The sequence below is a fragment of the Pseudomonas guariconensis genome (assembly GCF_015680235.1).
GTDB lineage: Bacteria > Pseudomonadota > Gammaproteobacteria > Pseudomonadales > Pseudomonadaceae > Aquipseudomonas > Aquipseudomonas guariconensis_A.
Genome location: NZ_JADLJL010000002.1, coordinates 36,413 through 54,073 on the forward strand (window position 1 = coordinate 36,413; position 17,661 = coordinate 54,073).

The following is a 17,661-nucleotide window of genomic DNA, read 5'->3' on the forward strand; positions in this document are numbered from 1 at the left end:
GCGACAATGGCGCGGGCAAAGGTTGCCCGTTGATTTCATGGGCGGCGTGCAAAGTCTCCGCGGTGAAGGCCGTGGTGACATCGCGCGCCAGGATTCCGTGGTAACAGAGCTCGACGGCGAAGCGCGACGTGGCTTCGATGCAAAGGTTGCCATTAGCTGCCTGCCTCCCAGACGCGACCGAAAGCCGCAGACTGGAAGCAGTCTTTGGCTTTTGGCAGGCCTGCGCACCAAGTCTCCGTAGGAGGCGATGCAGGACGCAGGCCTGACTTCGATCAATCAATAGTCCCAGTAAGCCGCAATCCAGCGGAAAGCATCGCCATCCAACGCCACGCGTCCAACCGAAGGGAATGGCAGGTGAGTTGCAACGAAAATTTCGCCGCTCGATGCGGCTTCCTGTAGCAAGCGCACTCTGACGTGAACTGACTCCTCCGGATCATGCTCGAAGCCGTTGTGCCACTCCGGATGGTCGAAGGCCACCGGGAACAGCGCGTCGCCAGCGAAGGTCAGGCGCTCGCCCGCGGAATCGACGTAGACGATGCAATGTCCGGGGGTGTGGCCGCCCGTAAGCTTCGCCACCACGCCCGGCGCAACCTGGTACTCGTCTTCGAAGATATGTAGCCGGTTGTGGTAATGCGCCATGAATTCATTGGCCGTGCGCCGCAAAACATCCGGCACAGGCTGCGGCATTTCGGTCAGGCTGAAGTCGGGGATCTTCCAGAAGTCGACCTCGGCCGACGTGACGTGGATGCGCACGTCCGGGCTCAGGCCGTTCTTCACTGTGTCGGTGAGCAACCCGCCGATATGGTCCATGTGCATGTGGGTGATCACGATATCGGTGATCGATGACAGCTCGATGCCGGCGTCCTTCAGGCGCCTGGGGAACTGCCCGGCGCGGGGGAAACCGGGGAACTGGTTGCCCAGGCCGGCATCGACCAGGATTGTATGCTTGCCGCTGCGCACCACCAGCACGTTCAGCGCCCAGTCGAACATGTCAGGGCCTAGGTACATGCCCTTGAACCACGCCGCGCGTTCTTCCGGGGTGGCATTGGTCGACATGGTTTCGGTCGGCAGCGGCAGCACACCATCGCTGACCACCAGCACGTCGATTTCGCCGACGCGCAGGGCATAGCGCGAAGGCACCAGTTCCTGGGCCGGGGTGGAGGTGTCTGGCTGAGCGAAGGTATTGAGGTGCATGGTCATGGTCGTTCTCCTGTTGCTTTTGGGTAGCGCCATCAGGCGAATCGCACTCCTGTCCGGAGGAGAGATTGCAGGTGCGGCGATCAGGCCACGGGGATCAGCGGGTCGGCAGCGGCAAGGGCGGCGCGGCGGTCGGCGGCCGGCGGGTAAATCCACACGGTGTTGATCTGCGTCTTGAGTTCCTTGGCCTCGGCCTTGACCAGTTTCAGCTGGCGGTCCCAACCCTCGGTGTAAACGGCGCCCCAGGCGCCCAGGTCCAGGCAGGTCACGTACTTGGGCTGGCGGTACTGGGTTGGCTCGATGCCCAGCAGGTCGGCGGCGGCGTTGTTGCCGGCATGGCGACCTAGGCTGATGGCGTGCTGGCAGGACATCACTGCGAAGTTGCCGATCTCGTCAGTGGCCGCGTAGGCCACGTCGCCCGCGGCGAAGACGTTGTTCAGCCCGCGTACCTTGAGGTTGCCGTCCACGTGCAGGCGGCCCTGGCCGTCGCGCTCGGCATTCAGTTGTTCGGTCAGTGGACTGGCGCGGAAGCCGACAGTCCAGATAACCGTGTGGCTCTCGATGTGGCGGCCATCGGCGAGGGTGACGCCGTTGGCGTCTACGGCGGAGACCGTGGCACCGGTAATCCATTCGATCCCCAGGCTGTCGGAGGCTTCGATGATGGACGGACGGATGCCATCGCCCATCACCGCACCGATGCGTTCGCCGCGATCAACGATGATCACCCGTACATCCTGGTCTTCGCCCAGCACCGCGCGCAGGCGGGCCGGCATTTCGGTGGCGGTCTCGATACCGGTGAAGCCGCCTCCGGCGATGACCACGGTATTGCGTGCGCGGCTGGCTGGCTTGTTACGCAGCGACATCAGATGGCTTTCCAGTCGCGCCGCCGATTCGATCTGGTCGACATCAAAGGCATATTCCTTCAGGCCCGGTACAGGCGGGCGGGACAGCTGGCTGCCGCTGGCCAGCACCAGGCGGTCGTAGCTCAGCCTGCCAGTGCGGCCCGTTTCGTCGCGGTAGCCAACCTTGCGGGTCTGCTCGTCGATGCTCTCGGCGGTACCCTTGACGAAGCACACGCCCACGGCCTCGAACAACTCGGCCAGCGGAGCGAACATGCTGTGCACATCGGGTTCGTAGAAACGCGGGCGGATGCGCAGTTCGGCCTGCGGCGCCAGCAGGGTGATCTCCACATCATTGCGGCCGTGCATGTCCAGCAGGCGGGCGGCGCTCAGAGCGCTCCACAGTCCACCGAAGCCCGCGCCAATAACCAGAAGTTGCTGTTTCATGATGTACTCCTGACTCGAATGGATGAATTGTCTTGAAATAACTGCTTCAAGTTCGTGTTTCAAGTTCGGCGTGACGCTGACGCGGGCGCAGATTGCGGCTCGCGTTGTTTTCTGCAGTCGTCCGCTGTAAATCCATGCTACGGAGAATAAAGTGCTGGCGCACTTCTACATCGGTGTTTGGGAATTACGCATGTGTGGAAGGGGATTATACGAAGGTATCGATATGGAACTTGAACAGTTCATTGTCTGGCTGTCGTTCGGCGGGCAGTACCCGGTCGGAAATTCATGAGTACTGCTGGAGCGCGGTTTCGATGCTGTCGAGCAACTGTTCTGCTTCGAAAGGTTTGGGCAAACAGGCAATCACGCCGGGCATGTCCGCACTGATCCGTGGCCTTTCGCCAGGGTAGGCCGTCATGAAAATCACCGGAATGTTCACGCCCCGGGTACGCAGAGCCTCGTAGAGCGCCACACCACACATTCCAGGCATCTGGATATCGGAGATCAGGCAGTTGGCCAGTTGCGGGCCATCGGAATCAAGGAATTCGCGGGCGCCGCTATAAGTGCGCGCCAGGTAACCGGTAGCGCGCAGTAGGCCTTCCAGCGCGATGCGAAGGGATTCATCGTCGTCGACAATTGCAATGATAGCCTTATTGCGCATTTGCGTTTGTTGCATCCTGTGGGGCACTCGCGGCGGTGCCGGCCTTACTTTCACGATACGCCTTCGAACAAGTCGGAGAAGTATACCTAGGTATAGTCTGGCAACACCGGCGTATGGAAATTACCACTGCCGGTCTGAGGGTAATGATATTTGCGGCGATCCTTTTTTACGAACTGTACCCAAGTATTGGTGCGGATAACCAACGCGTGGCGATATTGCATCCATGTACAACTGACTCGAAGATTCACCTGAATAACCTGCCATCACCTCGAAAGCCTGGATAATTGAGCGGGCGCAGCGATGCGAGAGCGCAACGTGACCCAGGCGGGTCTGCGCACGATGTTCGAGGTCCCGCTGTTCATCCGCAGCGGCAGATCCATGGAGCCCACCGCGCGGGCCAAAGAAATCCATGAGCGCGTGGGGCCAGCCCTAGAAGGCATCGCCATGGCCCTGAGCTGGGTGACCGATGATGTCGATCGTGCGCTGGCCAGCCATGACCGGCAGCGCAGGCTGGTGCTTGCGGTGCCGCAGTTCAGCGCCTTGCCGGCGCTGATGGCCGGCAGCGACGTGCTCGCCACCGTGCCCGACTATGTGGGGCAGGCGATGGCGCCGGTCACAGGCTTGCGCGCCGAATACGCACCGCTGCCGCTGTCGAGCCCGGACCTTTCCATGGCCTGGCGTAGCACCAGTCATGCCGACCCGCGCGAGTGCTGGCTGCGCAGCCGCTCCTCGTCGGCGAAACCTCAGGCGCGGGCAACGCTAGTGCCAGGTCGATGCCGGCAGTGACGCCTGCCAACGTCCAGACCGCGCCCTGCTGGATGAAGATCGCGTCGGCATCCACCTCCTGAGCCGGGAAGTGCTGTTGCAGGGTGTCGTGTCGCGGCGCGGCAGCCGTCAAGCAGCCCGGCCTTGGCCAGCAGGAAGGGGCCGCTGCACACCGAGGCAACCCGTCGCACTCTGGGCGCCGCTTGGCTCAGCTAGGCCGCCAGTTCGCCGTGGTCGTCGAGGGTTTCACAGATGTCCAGGGCCCCTGGAACGACCAGAGTATCGACATCGGCGAGGTCGAGTTCAGCCAGAGAATTGTATTCACCCACAGTCCTTCGACGGTGCTCACCAGGGGGCGTTGTGCCAAAGTGATCGCTGTTGTCGCCGGAAACGGGTAAGGAAGAACAAAGGGTGCTTGCCATCGGGGTTCTGCCTGGTCAGGTGGATTAAAGACCGTGGCCGGGCGCGTCAAGCGCCACACGTGGCCGATATTCAGGGGTTTTTGGCCTGGCGGCGCTTCGCTTCGCCAGGCTAGCCTTGCTCCCAGTAGCGGCGAGGTGCGCGCCATGGCAGAGTCGGCGGGCACCGCATCGGGCCCCATGACCACTGGGCTGGCGTTTTGTCGTGAGCCCCATCATGGACTAGAATTTTAGACCTGCACACTGCGCGTGTCGTGGTCCCTCAAGGAGGCAAGATGAGCGCATCGGCGCATTCCAATCCGCCGCAAGACGCGAAGGAACCTGTGGTATATGTGGTCGATGACGACGAGTCCATGCGCCTCGCCCTCGATGGCCTGCTGCGTTCCATTGGTCTGCAGGTGCACTCCTTTGATTCCACCCAGAGCTTTCTCTCCTTTGTCCGGTGTGACGTGCCCAGTTGCCTGGTTCTCGACGTGCGCCTGCGAGGCGAAAGCGGCTTGGCCTTTCAGGAGCAGATGGAGAAAAGCGGGGTGCGGATGCCCATCGTGTTCATGACCGGCTACGGAGATATTGCCATGACGGTGAAGGCCATGAAGGCCGGCGCTGTGGACTTCCTGGCCAAGCCCTTCCGCGATCAGGACATGCTCGACGCGGTGGCAAGTGCCCTGGTCCGGGACGGTGAGCGTTTGCGGGCCGAACAGTCCGGCGCGGCGCTGCGCCAGGCGTTCGAGGCGCTGACCCTGCGTGAGCGCGAAGTGCTGCGCTTCGTCGTGGCGGGGTTGATGAACAAGCAGATCGCCGCCGAGCTCAACCTCAGCGAGGTGACCGTGAAGGTGCACCGCGGCCAGGTGATGAAGAAGCTGGCCGCACGCTCGGTCGCCGATCTGGTGCGTAAGGCCGAGGCCCTGGGCGTCGAGCCGTTGCAGCGGACGACCTGAACCGATTGCAAGACAGTCGCTGACCGCCGCTCGGGGGCAGCAGACCCCCCTTAGAGGTTGTCGAGCCGATGGCCAGCAAACAGAAGATCCTGTGGAACGACGGTGAGCGGGTGTTCTGCCGCGCTCGCTCCGCCGGCGATGATAGCGCCAGCGTGCTGCTGGTGCGTCCCGCCGCCGAGCATCCTTCGCCCTCCACGCTGGAACGGCTGGCCCATGAGTACAACCTGCGTGACGAACTGCACAGTGCCTGGGCACTGCGTCCGCAGGCTTTGCACCGCGATGGTGGCAAGACCCGCCTGCTGCTCGATGACCCCGGCGGCGAACCGCTGTCACGCCTGCTGCGACAACCGCTGGAAACCGGCACCTGCTTGCGCCTGGCCGTGGACATCGCCGTGGCGCTGCGCCAATTGCACCAGCGCGGCCTGGTGCACAAGGACCTCAAGCCCAATCACATCCAGGTAAACTGCACCGATGGCCAGGCGCGCCTGACCGGCTTCGGCCTGGCCTCGCGGTTGCCGCGCGAGCGCCAGGCGCCCGAGCCGCCAGAGACCATCGCCGGCACCCTGGCCTACATGGCGCCGGAGCAGACCGGGCGGATGAACCGCTCCGTCGACTCGCGCAGCGACCTCTATGCCTTCGGCGTGGTCCTCTACCAGATGCTCACCGGTACGCTACCGTTCACCGCCAGCGACCCGATGGAATGGGTCCATTGTCACATCGCGCGCAAGCCGCTGCCGCCCGGCGAACGGGTTGCCGGCATGCCACCGATGCTCTCGCAGATCGTCCTCAAGTTGCTGGCCAAGACCGCCGAGGAGCGCTATCAGAGCGCCGCCGGCCTCGAGCACGACCTGCGTCGATGCCTGGCTGACTGGCAGCGAGAAGGGCAAATCATGTCCTTCACTCCTGATGAGCAGGGCACGCCGGACCGCCTGTTGGTACCCGAGAAACTCTATGGCCGCGAGCATGAAGTCAAGGTGCTGGTCGAGGCCTTTGCGCGCATCGTCACCAGCAGCACGCCCGAGCTGGTGCTGGTGTCAGGCTACTCCGGGATCGGCAAGTCCTCGGTGGTCAACGAATTGCACAAGGTGCTGGTGCCGCCGCGCGGGTTGTTTGCTTCCGGCAAGTTCGACCAGTACAAGCGCGACATTCCCTACTCGACGCTGGTGCAGGCTTTTCAGGGGCTGGTGCGCACGTTGCTGGGCAAGAGCGGCGACGTGCTAGAAGGCTGGCGCAGCGCGCTGCTGGAGGCGCTGGAGCCCAATGCGCGGTTGATCACCGACCTGATTCCCGAGCTGCGGCTGATAATCGGCGACCAGCCGGCGGTACCCGAGCTGGAGCCGCAGCAGGCCCGGCGCCGCTTCCTGTTGGTGTTCCACCGTTTTATCGGCGTGTTCGCCCGTGCCGATCACCCGCTGGCGCTGTTCCTCGACGACCTGCAATGGCTGGATGCAGCGACCCTCGACCTACTGGAAGACCTGCTGACCCATTCGGAGCTGCGCCACCTGATGCTGGTGGGCGCCTACCGCGACAACGAGGTGGACGCCAGCCATCCGTTGACGCGTAAGCTGCAGGCCATCCGCCAGGCCGGTGTGCGCATCGATGAGATACGCCTGGCGCCGCTGGCTCGCGCGCATATCGAGCAGTTGATCGCCGAGGCCCTGCGCTGCCCGCCGCCGAGTATCGTCGCGCTGGCCCGGCTGGTGCAGGACAAGACCGCGGGCAACCCGTTCTTCGTCATCCAGTTTCTCCAGGCGCTGGCCGAGGAAGAGTTGCTGACCTACGACCACGAGGCCCGGCGCTGGCGCTGGGAACCGGAGCGCATCCACGAAAAGGGCTTCACCGACAATGTCGTCGACCTCATGGTCGGCAAACTCGCGCGCCTGCCGCTGCAAACCCTCAAGGCCCTGCAGCAGCTCGCCTGTCTCGGCAACATGGCACAAATCGATACCCTGGCGACCGTGCTCAACCTGCCGTCTGCGAAGGTCCACTCGATACTCTGGCCGGCGGTTCGCCAGGAATTGGTGGAACGTCAGGAGGGCGCGTGCGCGTTCGCCCATGACCGCATCCATGAGGCGGCATACTCGCTGATTGCCGAGGGAGCCCGTGCCGGAGCGCACCTGCGCATCGGCCGCCTACTGGCCGAGCAGACCCCGGCGCAGCGGCGCGAAGAGGCGATCTTCGAGATCGTCGGCCAGCTCAATCGCGGCGCCAGGCTGATCGAGGCCCGCGCTGAGCGGGAGCAACTGGCCGAATACAACCTGCTGGCTGGGCAACGTGCCAAGGCTTCCAGTGCCTATAGCTCGGCGCTCGCCTACCTGGGTGCTGGGGCGGAACTGCTCAGCGGCGACTGCTGGGAGCGCCGTCACGACCTGTGCTTCGCCTTGGAACTCAATCGTGCCGAGTGCGAATTCCTTACGGGCCAGCTGGCGCAGGCCGACCAGCGTCTCATCGCGCTGACGCCACGCGCCATTACCACGGTGGAGCAGGCGGCAGTCGCCTGCCTGCAGATGGACGTATGCCTGCTGCAGGACCGCAGCGACAGGGCGGTCGCCGTGTGCCTGGCCTACCTGGAGGCGGTCGGCATCCACTGGTCGGCGCACCCGGATGACGAGCAGGTGCGCGTGGAATACCAGCAGATCTGGACGCAGCTGGGCAAGCGCAGGATCGAACAGCTGATCGACCTGCCGCTGATGGAGGATGCTGCGTCCCTGGCCACTCTCGATGCCCTCGGCAAGCTGTTCGCCCCGGCGTTGCAGAGTAACGCCAACCTGGCCAGCCTGACCGTCTGCAAGGCTGTCAGCTTGAGCCTCGAGCGGGGCAATTGCGACGCCTCCTGCATGCTGTATGCAAATGTCGGGCGCGTCGCTGGCCGCCGCTTCGGTGATTACGAAGCCGGCTACCGCTTTGGCCGCCTGGGCTGCGATCTGGTCGATCGGCGCGGCCTGAATCGCCATGAGGCGCGCACCTACCTGTGCTTCTCGATGTTCGTGGCGCGCTGGATGCGTCCGGTGCGCGAGTGCCGGGAACTGCTGCGCCGGGCTTTCGTCGCGGCCAACCGCGTCGGCGACCTGGCTTACGCCGCCTATGCCGGCAATGGCCATATCGCCGATGTACTGTTCCTCGGCGAGCCGCTGGCGCAGGTGCATGAGGAGGCTGGGCAGGGCCTGGCCTATGCGCAGAAGGTGCGCTTCGGCCTGGTGGTGGATTTCATCAGCACGCAGCTGGCGCTGATCCGCACGCTGCGAGGGCAGACCCCGACCTTTGGTTGTTTCGACGATGAGCTGTTCGACGAGGCGCGTTTCGAAGCGCACCTGGACAGCACGCCGGGCCTGGCGCTGGCAGCGGCCAAGTACTGGATACGCAAGCTGCAGGCGCGCTGCATGGCGGGCGATCACGCGTCGGCCATGCACTGTGTGGCGCGGGCGAAGGCGCTGCTGTGGGTAGTGGAGTCTTTCACCGAGGAGGCCGAATACCACTTCCATGCGGCACTGACCCTGGCAGCCGGCTTCGATGCGATCGAGGTCGGTGAGCAGCCCGGCATTCTGCGGGAGCTGGCCGGACATCACGCGAAGTTGCAGGAGTGGGCGCAGCAGTGCGCCGAATCCTTTGCCTGCCGGGGGACGTTGGTTGGCGCAGAAATCGCCCGCGTCGAAGGGCGGTTGGTCGAGGCCGAGCTGCTCTACGAAGAAGCCATCCAGCAGGCTCAGGGCAACGGCTTCGTGCAGGTCGAGGCGCTGGCCAACGAGCTGGCGGGGCGCTTTTACGGTGCACGCGGCCTGGCCAAGATCGCCCGCGTCTACCTGCAGGACGCGCGTTACGGCTACCTGCGCTGGGGCGCCTACGGCAAGGTGCGACAACTTGAGGGGCGCCATCGCTACTTGTGCAACGAGGAGCCCGCGCCAGGCCCGACCGCGACCATCGCCACCCCGGTGGAACACCTAGACCTGGCCACGGTACTAAAGGTGTCCCAGGCCGCCTCGGGGGAAATAGTCCTGGAGAAACTGATCGACATGGTGATGCGCACGGCCATCGAGCAGGCTGGCGCCGAGCGCGGCGTGCTGGTTCTCGCCGAAGCGGGCGAGCCCCGCATAGCGGCTCTGGCGACCGTCGGCGATGGCGCGATGTTGCTGTGCAACGAACCGATCAGTGCGGCGGCGCTGGCCGAAACGGTGCTCTACCAGGTGCTGCGCACCGGCGAGAGCTTGTGTCTGGAAGACGCTATGGCCGAGCCGGCCCTCACCACCGACCCCTATGTCCGCCAGCACAGCGCGCGTTCGATTCTCTGCATGCCGCTGATGAACCAGGCCAAGCTCACCGGCGCGCTGTACCTGGAGAACAACCTCTCGGCCGGCGTGTTCAGCCCGACGCGGATTGCCGTGCTGCGACTGCTGGCCTCACAGGCGGCGACATCGCTGGAGAACGCGCGCCTGTATCGCGACGCCGCCGAGCGCGAGGCGAAGATTCGCCGGTTGGTGGACGCCAATATCATCGGCATCATCGTCTGGGGCGCCGGAGGCGAGATAGCCGAAGCCAACGACGCCTTTCTGCGCATGGTCGGCTACGAGCGTGACGACCTGCTTTCCGGCCGCGTGCGCTGGCATGACATAACGCCACCGGAATCTCTGGCGTTGAGTCAGGCGCATCTCGCCACGGCCATTCGAACCGGGCATGCGCAGCCCTTCGAGAAGGAATATATCCGCAAGGATGGCAGCCGCGTGCCGGTGATCGTCGGCCTGGCGGCCTTCGAAGCCAGCCTGCAGGAGGGCGTGGCCTTCGTGCTCGATCTTACCGAGCGCAAGCAGGCCGAGGAGCGCGTGCGCGAGGGCGAACGGCGCTATCGCGAGGTGCAGACGGAACTGGCACACGCCAACCGCGTGGCGACCATGGGCCAACTGGCGGCGTCCATCGCCCACGAGGTGAACCAGCCGATTGCCGCCACGGTGACCAATGCCAATGCTGCCTTGCGCTGGCTGAGTGCGCAGCCGCCGGAGCTGGGCGAGGTCAGCCAAGTGCTTGGGCGCATCATCAAGGACGCCAACCGAGCCGCCGAGGTGCTGGGACGCATCCGCCAGCTGATCCGCAAGACCCCGCCGCAGAAGCAACCCGTGGACGTCAGTGCGGCGCTGCGCGAGATGATCGAGTTTACCCGTGGCGAGGCGGCCAAGTGCGGCGCCGTGGTGTGCGTCAGACTCGCCGACGGCCTGCCGGAAGTGGAGGGCGACCGGGTCGAGCTGCAGCAGGTGATGCTCAACCTGATCGTCAATGCCCTGGAAGCCATGGGCAGTGTGCCCGCCGGCGAGCGCCACCTGCTGGTCAGCTCCGAGTACGACAAAAATGGTGTGCGAGTGAGGGTGTGCGACAGCGGGCCGGGATTCGCCGAGAGCAATGCGGACCTGCTCTTCGCCCCGTTCTACACCACCAAGGCCACCGGTATGGGCATGGGCCTGTCGATCTGCCGCTCGATCATAGACAGCCATGGTGGCCGACTCTGGGCCAGCGCCAATCAGCCGCGTGGTGCGGTGGTGCAGTTCACCTTGCCTGTGCATCCCGTAAAAGACGCCTGAAAAAGCCAAAGGGGGCTTGACCTTGACACTAGCGTCAAGCCCCCAGAGTTCTTCCATCGGAGGTTAACATGCAAATCGGAGAGCTGGCCTTGCGCGCCGGCGTCAGTACACGGGCGCTGCGCCATTACGAGTCGCGGCAACTGATCGAGTCGTCGCGGCTGGACAATGGTTATCGCGACTATGCCTCGTCCATGGTACAGCGCGTGCTGTGGGTTCGCGAGTTGCTCGAATGCGGCTTCAGTACCCGGCAGATCCGCGGCTTGCTGCAGTATCTGGAGGAGGAGGAAGATAGCGAAGGCTTCCTTGCCTGCCTGCAGCAGCACCTGGAAAAACTGGCAGCGCTGAATGCACTTCAGGTGCAACTTGCCGAGCGCCGCGAGCGCCTGGCGGAAAAGATCGAGCGTTATCTGCCCCTTCACGATAGCCTGATGCGTGCTCCCGATCTGCGACCTCCCGAACGAGCTCATTCACAAGCCACGTTGGAGAGATGATGGGAAAGCTAAGCAACAAAGTCGCCCTGGTTACGGGCGGCAATAGTGGTATCGGTCTGGCCACCGCACAACGATTTGCCCTGGAAGGCGCCGAAGTGGTCATCACCGGACGCCGCCGGGATGCGCTGGAGGAAGCGGTAGGCCTCATCGGTGAAAGCGCCGTTGGTATCTGCGCGGACGCCAGCCGGCTGGCGGATCTGGACGCGCTGTACCAAGAGGTGGGCGAGCGCTTCGGCCGCCTCGACGTGCTGGTCGCTAATGCCGGCATCATTCGCACGGCGCCGGGTGATCAGGTTGACGAACAGCAGTTCGACGAGCAGTTCGACATCAACGTCAAGGGTGTCTTTTACACCATCCAGAAAGCGCTGCCGCTGCTGAGCGACGGCGGCTCCATCGTGCTGGTGTCGTCCATCGCCCACCTGAAGGCACTGGAAGCCCACGTGGTCTATGCAGCGACCAAGGCGGCGGTGCGCTCCTTCGCCCGCAGCTGGGCGGCGGAACTCAAAGGCCGCAACATCCGCGTCAACTGTCTGAGCCCCGGCCCGGTGCTGACCCCGATCATCGGCAAGATGGGCATCGGCGAGGCGCAGTTCGATACTTTCGAAAAGCAGCTGTCGGGGCTTATTCCGCTGGGGCGTCTTGGCCGCCCCGAAGAATTGGCGAGCGCGGCGCTGTTCCTCGCATCCGACGATAGCAGTTTCATCACCGGCGTCGATCTGTGTGTCGATGGTGGTTTGTCGCAGCTCTGAACCGAAAAAGGCCCGGTGCGAACGCACCGGGCCTTTTGCGTTATGCCGCTGTCAGCTTTTGATGAAGGCCAGCAGGTCCGCGTTGATGGTGTCGGCGTCGGTGGTGCACATGCCGTGGGGCAAGCCGGGGTAGGTTTTCAGGGTGCCGTGGCGCAGCAGCTTGATCGAAAGGCGCGCGGAGTCGTCGATGGGGACGATCTGGTCGTCTTCACCATGTAGCACCAGCGTCGGTACGGGAATCTGCTTGAGGTCCTCGGTGAAGTCGGTTTCCGAAAAGGCTGCGATGCAGTCGTAATGGGCCTTGGCACCGCCATTCATACCCTGCCGCCACCAGTTGTCGATTACCGCTTGCGTGACCTGGGCTCCCGGCCTGTTGAAACCATAGAAGGGGCCCGCCGCTACGTCGCGGTAGAAATTCGACCGGTTGGCGGCAAGTGCTTCGCGGAAACCATCGAATACCTTCAGTGGCAAGCCGCCGGGGTTCTTCTCGGTTTTTAGCATGATCGGTGGCACGGCGCCGATCAGCACCGCCTTGACGACGCGGCCAGCGCCATGGCGTGCGACATAGCGGGCGACCTCGCCACCCCCGGTGGAGTGGCCGATGTGCACGGTATTCTTCAGGTTCAAATGCTCCGCCAGTTCCGCCACGTCGGCGGCGTAGGTGTCCATGTCGTTGCCTTGCACCGTTTGCGAGGAGCGACCGTGACCACGTCGGTCATGAGCAATCACACGGTAGCCCTTGCTGAGGAAGAACAACATCTGGTTGTCCCAGTCGTCCCCGGACAGCGGCCATCCGTGATGAAAGACTATGGGCTGACCGCTGCCCCAGTCCTTATAGAACAGCTCAGTGCCATCGCGAAGTGTGAGATAGCTCGACCCTCGCTCATTACGCCCACTAACCTTGGCCTGACTGCTACCCACTTGGCTTGCTAAGACTGGGGCTGCTACCGCAACTGCTGCAGCTGCCACGCCGGCGCCCATTATGGCGCGGCGGGAGGTTCCTTTTGTCTCGTCGGTCATGGTGAAAACTCTCGTCTGGTTACCGCTCCTGCGGCGAATGAGGACCGGGGGACCAGGTCTCGCAAAGCTCACAGGATTATCACGAGGTAGCCGGAGCACCGGTTCGCAAATCCTATTGTCACGCGAATTTTCGCACCATCGTCTATGGGTATCGGCTAACTGCACTAAGGTTCTGCGAGAGTTTCGAAAGGTACAATAGCCGCTACTGTCTAGGCCATATCTTCTATACCGGCAGGCACATGGGCTTGAACTAACTGCTTGTTGCCCGCAACTGGCCGGTAGCGCCGTCGGGCAGAGGCCATATGGAACGGCGAGTCAGTGATCGGCTATTTCCGGGTGTCGGCAAAGCCAATTGTCGGCCAACCACCTCGCGCGGTTGTTCAAAGTCAGTAAGCCGAACAAAGTCTGGGTAACAGATATTACTTACATCCGCATCTATGAAGGATGGCTCTACCTAGCGGTAGTGCTGGACTCTTCTAACGCTAAGTAATTGGTTAGTCAATGAAGCCAAGAATGCGACCTGGATATCTATGCCTCGATCTTCAAGGAGTTGCAATCCCCATGGCCTGTGCCGACCGTTACGATCTGCCCCTTTCGACCACCTGCGAGGCAGCGGCTGAGCGTTATAGGACGGGTGTGGACCTGTTGCTTTCACTGTGGACCGACGTGGGGCAGACCCTGGACCAGGCCATCGCGGCCGATCCTGACTTTGCGTTGGCCTATGCGGCTCGTGCCCGCTTTCACGCCATCCGTAACGAAGCGGCGCAGGCCAAGGCCAAGATTGCAAAGGCCGCCGAGCTGGCCCAGGTCAATGGCAGCGAACGTGAGCGCAGCCATGTACAGACGCTTTCGTACGTGATCCATGGCGAGCCGGCAAAGGCATTGGCCAGTGCCTTGCAGCACCTGGACCGCTGGCCTCTCGACGTTCTGATCATGGCGTTACCCCTGGGGGCATTCGGACTGTTCGCATTTTCCGGGATGGCTGGCCATGATCAGGCGCGGGTCGATCTCTGCGAGCGCCATGCGCACCACTTTCCCGAAAACGATTGGTGGTTCCTTACCTGCCGTGGCTGGGCGCATGGTGAAAATGGCAATGTCGCATTGGGCCGTACTCTCACCCAACGTTCGCTGGAACTGCGCCGAAACAACGTCAATGGTGTACATGCGCTCGCGCACGTCCTGTACGAGGCGGGTGCCAACGACGAGGCAGACGAACTGATCGAGGACTGGCTGCCAGGCTATGACCGCAGCGGCACGCTGCACAACCACATTGCCTGGCATGGGGCGCTGGTTGCCTTGGAGCGGGATGACCTGGAGACCGCCCTTGGCATCTATGCCGAACATGTTGCGCCTGGCGTCGCGACCGGCCTGCCGATCAACGTGATCAGTGACACCTCTTCCTTCCTCTGGCGTCTGCAGGCGTATGGACACGAAGTGCCGGCTCACCTGTGGGCGGACGCCGCGCGGCATGCATCGAATCACTTCAGGCAACCAGGCGTCCCATTCGTCGACTTCCACATGGCGATGCTCGCTGCAGCCACGGGTGACCAGCAATCGCTGCAGCAGCGCGCGGCGGCGCTGACGGCTTTGGTACGCGACGGGAAACTGCGGGCAGGGCCGGTGGTGCCCGCGCTTTGTCACGCCGTCCAGGCGTTCGCTGAAGGCCGATATGCCCAGTGTGCACGCATCCTGGAACCGGTAACCCATGACGTGGTGCGAATTGGTGGCAGCGGCGCGCAGCGGGAGATCGTCCAGGACACGCTGCTGGTCTCGTTGATGCGTGCCGGTCAAACGCAAAAGGCCAGGGCATTGCTGGATCAGCGTCTGCATCGTCGTCCTTCTCCCCGGGATAGCCGTTGGCTCTCGGCGCTGGCTGCGAGCTGATCCTCCGTTCCATCGCCGGCAAGCCGGCTCCCACAGGGACAGCGCTGCCCTCAAGGCTGACGCGTTATTTGTGGGAGCCGGCTTGCCGGCGATGGGCTGCGTAGCAGCCCCAGTGCAGCCGATATGCACGCAAAGGCCCGATTGTCTGTTGCCAGCCTCAAGACCAAACCGTGAAAGAAATCTCATTGAATATTGTTATAACATAACATATTGTTATCGGCGGCCATGCCGTCGTGGCTATTCCTTGTTCTTTCTCGGGACTTCATCTGTGATCCTGTGCCAAGACCTGCAATGGGGCGCCGCCAACCGGCCGCTGACCCCGCGACTCAATCTGAAGCTGCCCGCCGGCAGCCTCACGGCCGTAGTGGGCGCGAACGGTAGTGGCAAAAGCAGCCTGTTGAAAGTGATCGCGGGGCTGCAGGTGCCATTGTCCGGCCGCATACACGTCTCCCTTGCAGGCGATGGGGGGATCGGCTACCTCGTCCAGCAATCGGCTATCGATCGGCAGTTTCCCATCGACCTGGCCGGGCTGGTCAGCGGCGGTTTCTGGGGGCAACGCATCACCCGGTCGCAGCGCAGGCGCCAGCTCGAGCAAGTGCTGGAGGCGTGGGACCTCGGCCAGCTTCAGTCCCGGCCTTTGCAGGCGCTTTCCGGTGGCGAGCTGCAACGTGCCTTGCTGGCCAGGCTGAGCCTGACCAATCCTTCCCTGGTGCTGCTCGACGAGCCCGATGCGGCGCTCGACGACAACGGCCAGGCCTTGCTCTGGCGGCACATCGAGGCCTGGCACAAGGCCGGTTGCACGCTTGTCGTCGTCAGCCACGACCTGGCCCGGGTGCGGGCGTCGGTGGAGCACTGCCTGGTGATCGACCGGCAAGGCTGCCGGCATGGGCCGAGCCGTGCGCTGATTGCCCAGCCCGGCCTGGCCCAGGTGGGTTGAATGATCGATCTACTGTGGCAGCCCTTCGCCGAACTCGCCTTCATGCGCCGCGCATTGCTCGGTGGCCTGACATTGGCGGTGAGCGTCGCGCCGCTCGGGGTGTTCTTGGTGGTGCGACGCATGAGCCTGATTGGCGATGCGATTTCCCACGGCATCCTGCCGGGCGCGGCGCTGGGCTTCTGGCTGGCCGGTTTGTCGGTGCTGACGATGACCCTCGGCGGGCTCCTGGCCGGTCTGGCGGTGGCGGGCTTTTCGGCTTTGGTCAGCCGGCACACAGGCCTGCGCGAGGACGCCAGCCTGGCAGCGGTCTACCCGATCTCTCTGGCTTCGGGCGTGCTTCTGCTGGGCTTGGCCGGCAAGCGTCTGGACTTGCTCGGGTTGCTGTTCGGCTCGGCACTGGCCGTCAACGAAGCGACCTTGCAGGTCATGTACAGCGTGGCGGCCGGCAGCCTCGTGCTGTTCGCCGTGATCTACCGCCCGTTGCTGCTCGATAGCCTCGACCCGGTGTTCCTGCGCACTGTCAGCCGTCATGGCGCCCTGGCCCATGGGCTGTTTCTGGGGTTGGTGGTGCTCAACCTGGTGGTCGGTTTCCAGGCCATCGGGGCATTGATGGTGGTGGGCCTGATGATGCTGCCGGCCATCGCCGCACGCTTCTGGAGCCAGAGCCTGCCTCGGTTGATCGCCATCGCGGCGGTGATCGGCATGGCCTCGGTGTGGCTGGGGCTGTTGCTTTCCTTCTACGTTTCGCTGCCCAGTGGCCCGGCAATCGTGGTTATGGCTGGGGGCGCGTACCTGTTGTCGGTGATGTGCGGGCCGGTGCATGGCCTGTTGCGTCGCCATTATTCACCGGTCGTTCATTGAGGAACCTGTATGCGCCTATCGCTCTTTCTGATCATCCTGCTGCTTTCGCCGGTGTTGTCTGCCGGCGAGCGGGTCAAGGTCGTCACCAGTTTCAGCATCCTTGCCGACATCACACAGCATGTGGGAGCAGGGCATGTCCTGATCACCAACCTCGTGGGCCCCGACAGTGATGCGCATGTGTACGAAACGACTCCCGACGATGCCAGACATGTCGCAACTGCCGACCTGGTCATCGAGAACGGCCTGCATTTCGAGCCGTGGTTGGAGCGCCTGGTCAGCAGCAGCGACACCCGGGCCAAGGTGATCCGCGCCAGCCAAGGGGTCATCCCACGTACCCTGGAGGAAGACGGCCATGCGGTGACCGACCCCCATGCCTGGAACAGCCTGGCCAATGCCAAGCTCTACGCCAGCAACATCGCCAAGGCGTTGGAGCAGGTGGACCCTGGCCATGCGCAGGACTACCGCGCGAACCTGGCGGCCTATACGAAGCAGATCGATGCGCTGCTGCTCGGAGTGGGCCAGCGCTTCGCGGCACTGCCGCCCGGCAACCGCAAGATCGTCACCTCTCACGATGCGTTCGGCTACCTCGGGCAAGCCTATGGCATCACCTTCGTCGCGCCGCAGGGGCTGTCCACCGAGCGTGAGGCTTCGGCACGGGAAGTCGCCGACTTGATCACGCTGATTCGCAAAGAGGGCATCAAGGCGGTTTTCGTAGAGAACATCAAAGACCCACGTCTGTTGCAGCAGATCGCCGACGAGACGGGCGCGGGGATCGGCGGCACGCTGCACTCCGATGCGCTTGCAGCCGAAGGGCCTGCCAGCAGCTATCTGGGGATGTATCGCCTGAACGTGGAGACCATCACCCGGGCGTTGGCGGGTAACTGACTCACTC

General features: G+C 63.5%; 13 protein-coding genes and 2 pseudogenes. 10 read left to right on the forward strand and 5 right to left on the reverse strand.

All coding sequences use genetic code 11. The features are described from left to right. Positions 1-276: 276 nt before the first annotated feature. From IRZ56_RS02150 to IRZ56_RS02160, 3 genes are all read right to left on the reverse strand, one after another. The gene (locus IRZ56_RS02150; RefSeq protein WP_196143410.1) at positions 277-1,200 is read right to left on the reverse strand and encodes an MBL fold metallo-hydrolase; all 924 of its coding nucleotides are present in this window, start codon (positions 1,198-1,200) and stop codon (positions 277-279) included. Positions 1,201-1,280: 80 nt separating this feature from the next. Beyond that, positions 1,281-2,483, reverse strand: a complete 1,203-nt coding sequence (locus IRZ56_RS02155) for an NAD(P)/FAD-dependent oxidoreductase (protein WP_196143411.1) — start codon at positions 2,481-2,483, stop codon at positions 1,281-1,283. A 283-nt stretch (positions 2,484-2,766) separates the two neighbouring features. Further along, on the reverse strand, positions 2,767-3,156 hold the full coding sequence (locus tag IRZ56_RS02160) for a response regulator transcription factor (RefSeq protein WP_230386020.1): 390 nt from the start codon (positions 3,154-3,156) through the stop codon (positions 2,767-2,769). Positions 3,157-3,441: 285 nt separating this feature from the next. On the opposite strand from IRZ56_RS02160, the gene IRZ56_RS02165 reads away from it, so the two are divergent. Continuing rightward, positions 3,442-3,927 (forward strand): hypothetical protein, encoded by a 486-nt coding sequence (locus IRZ56_RS02165; RefSeq protein WP_230386021.1) that lies wholly within the window; start codon positions 3,442-3,444, stop codon positions 3,925-3,927. Here the strand turns inward: IRZ56_RS02165 and IRZ56_RS23380 are convergent. Then, positions 3,896-4,255 (reverse strand): annotated as a pseudogene (locus IRZ56_RS23380) (DJ-1/PfpI family protein); the annotation flags it as partial. The gene IRZ56_RS02165 and the pseudogene IRZ56_RS23380 overlap by 32 nt on opposite strands. A gap of 345 nt (positions 4,256-4,600) precedes the next feature. On the opposite strand from IRZ56_RS23380, the gene IRZ56_RS02170 reads away from it, so the two are divergent. From IRZ56_RS02170 to IRZ56_RS02185, 4 genes are all read left to right on the forward strand, one after another. Continuing rightward, the gene (locus IRZ56_RS02170) at positions 4,601-5,263 is read left to right on the forward strand and encodes a response regulator transcription factor (RefSeq protein ID WP_196143412.1); all 663 of its coding nucleotides are present in this window, start codon (positions 4,601-4,603) and stop codon (positions 5,261-5,263) included. 68 nt (positions 5,264-5,331) lie between these two features. After that, positions 5,332-10,827, forward strand: coding sequence for a trifunctional serine/threonine-protein kinase/ATP-binding protein/sensor histidine kinase (locus tag IRZ56_RS02175; RefSeq protein ID WP_196143413.1), 5,496 nt, complete (start codon positions 5,332-5,334; stop codon positions 10,825-10,827). A gap of 68 nt (positions 10,828-10,895) precedes the next feature. Further along, entirely contained in the window at positions 10,896-11,318 is a 423-nt protein-coding gene (locus tag IRZ56_RS02180) for a MerR family transcriptional regulator (protein WP_196143414.1), read from the forward strand. Continuing rightward, positions 11,318-12,067, forward strand: a complete 750-nt coding sequence (locus IRZ56_RS02185) for an SDR family NAD(P)-dependent oxidoreductase (protein ID WP_196143415.1) — start codon at positions 11,318-11,320, stop codon at positions 12,065-12,067. The genes IRZ56_RS02180 and IRZ56_RS02185 overlap by 1 nt, the downstream gene beginning before the upstream one ends. A gap of 51 nt (positions 12,068-12,118) precedes the next feature. Here the strand turns inward: IRZ56_RS02185 and IRZ56_RS02190 are convergent, their stop codons facing one another. Beyond that, a complete protein-coding gene (locus tag IRZ56_RS02190; RefSeq protein WP_196143416.1) occupies positions 12,119-13,087 on the reverse strand; it encodes an alpha/beta fold hydrolase in 969 nt (322 codons plus the stop codon). 355 nt (positions 13,088-13,442) lie between these two features. On the opposite strand from IRZ56_RS02190, the pseudogene IRZ56_RS02195 reads away from it, so the two are divergent. The 5 genes and pseudogenes from IRZ56_RS02195 to IRZ56_RS02215 form a co-directional block, all read left to right on the forward strand. Further along, positions 13,443-13,559, forward strand: a pseudogene (locus IRZ56_RS02195) (IS3 family transposase); the annotation flags it as partial. A gap of 89 nt (positions 13,560-13,648) precedes the next feature. Next, complete coding sequence (locus IRZ56_RS02200; protein ID WP_196143417.1) at positions 13,649-14,971, forward strand: tetratricopeptide repeat protein; 1,323 nt, start codon at positions 13,649-13,651, stop codon at positions 14,969-14,971. A 268-nt stretch (positions 14,972-15,239) separates the two neighbouring features. Beyond that, positions 15,240-15,908: a metal ABC transporter ATP-binding protein gene (locus tag IRZ56_RS02205; protein WP_196143418.1), complete on the forward strand. Its 669-nt coding sequence runs from the start codon at positions 15,240-15,242 to the stop codon at positions 15,906-15,908. Continuing rightward, positions 15,909-16,769, forward strand: a complete 861-nt coding sequence (locus IRZ56_RS02210) for a metal ABC transporter permease (RefSeq protein ID WP_196143419.1) — start codon at positions 15,909-15,911, stop codon at positions 16,767-16,769. It abuts the gene before it with no gap. A gap of 9 nt (positions 16,770-16,778) precedes the next feature. Continuing rightward, entirely contained in the window at positions 16,779-17,654 is an 876-nt protein-coding gene (locus IRZ56_RS02215; RefSeq protein ID WP_196143420.1) for a metal ABC transporter substrate-binding protein, read from the forward strand. Positions 17,655-17,661: the final 7 nt, after the last annotated feature.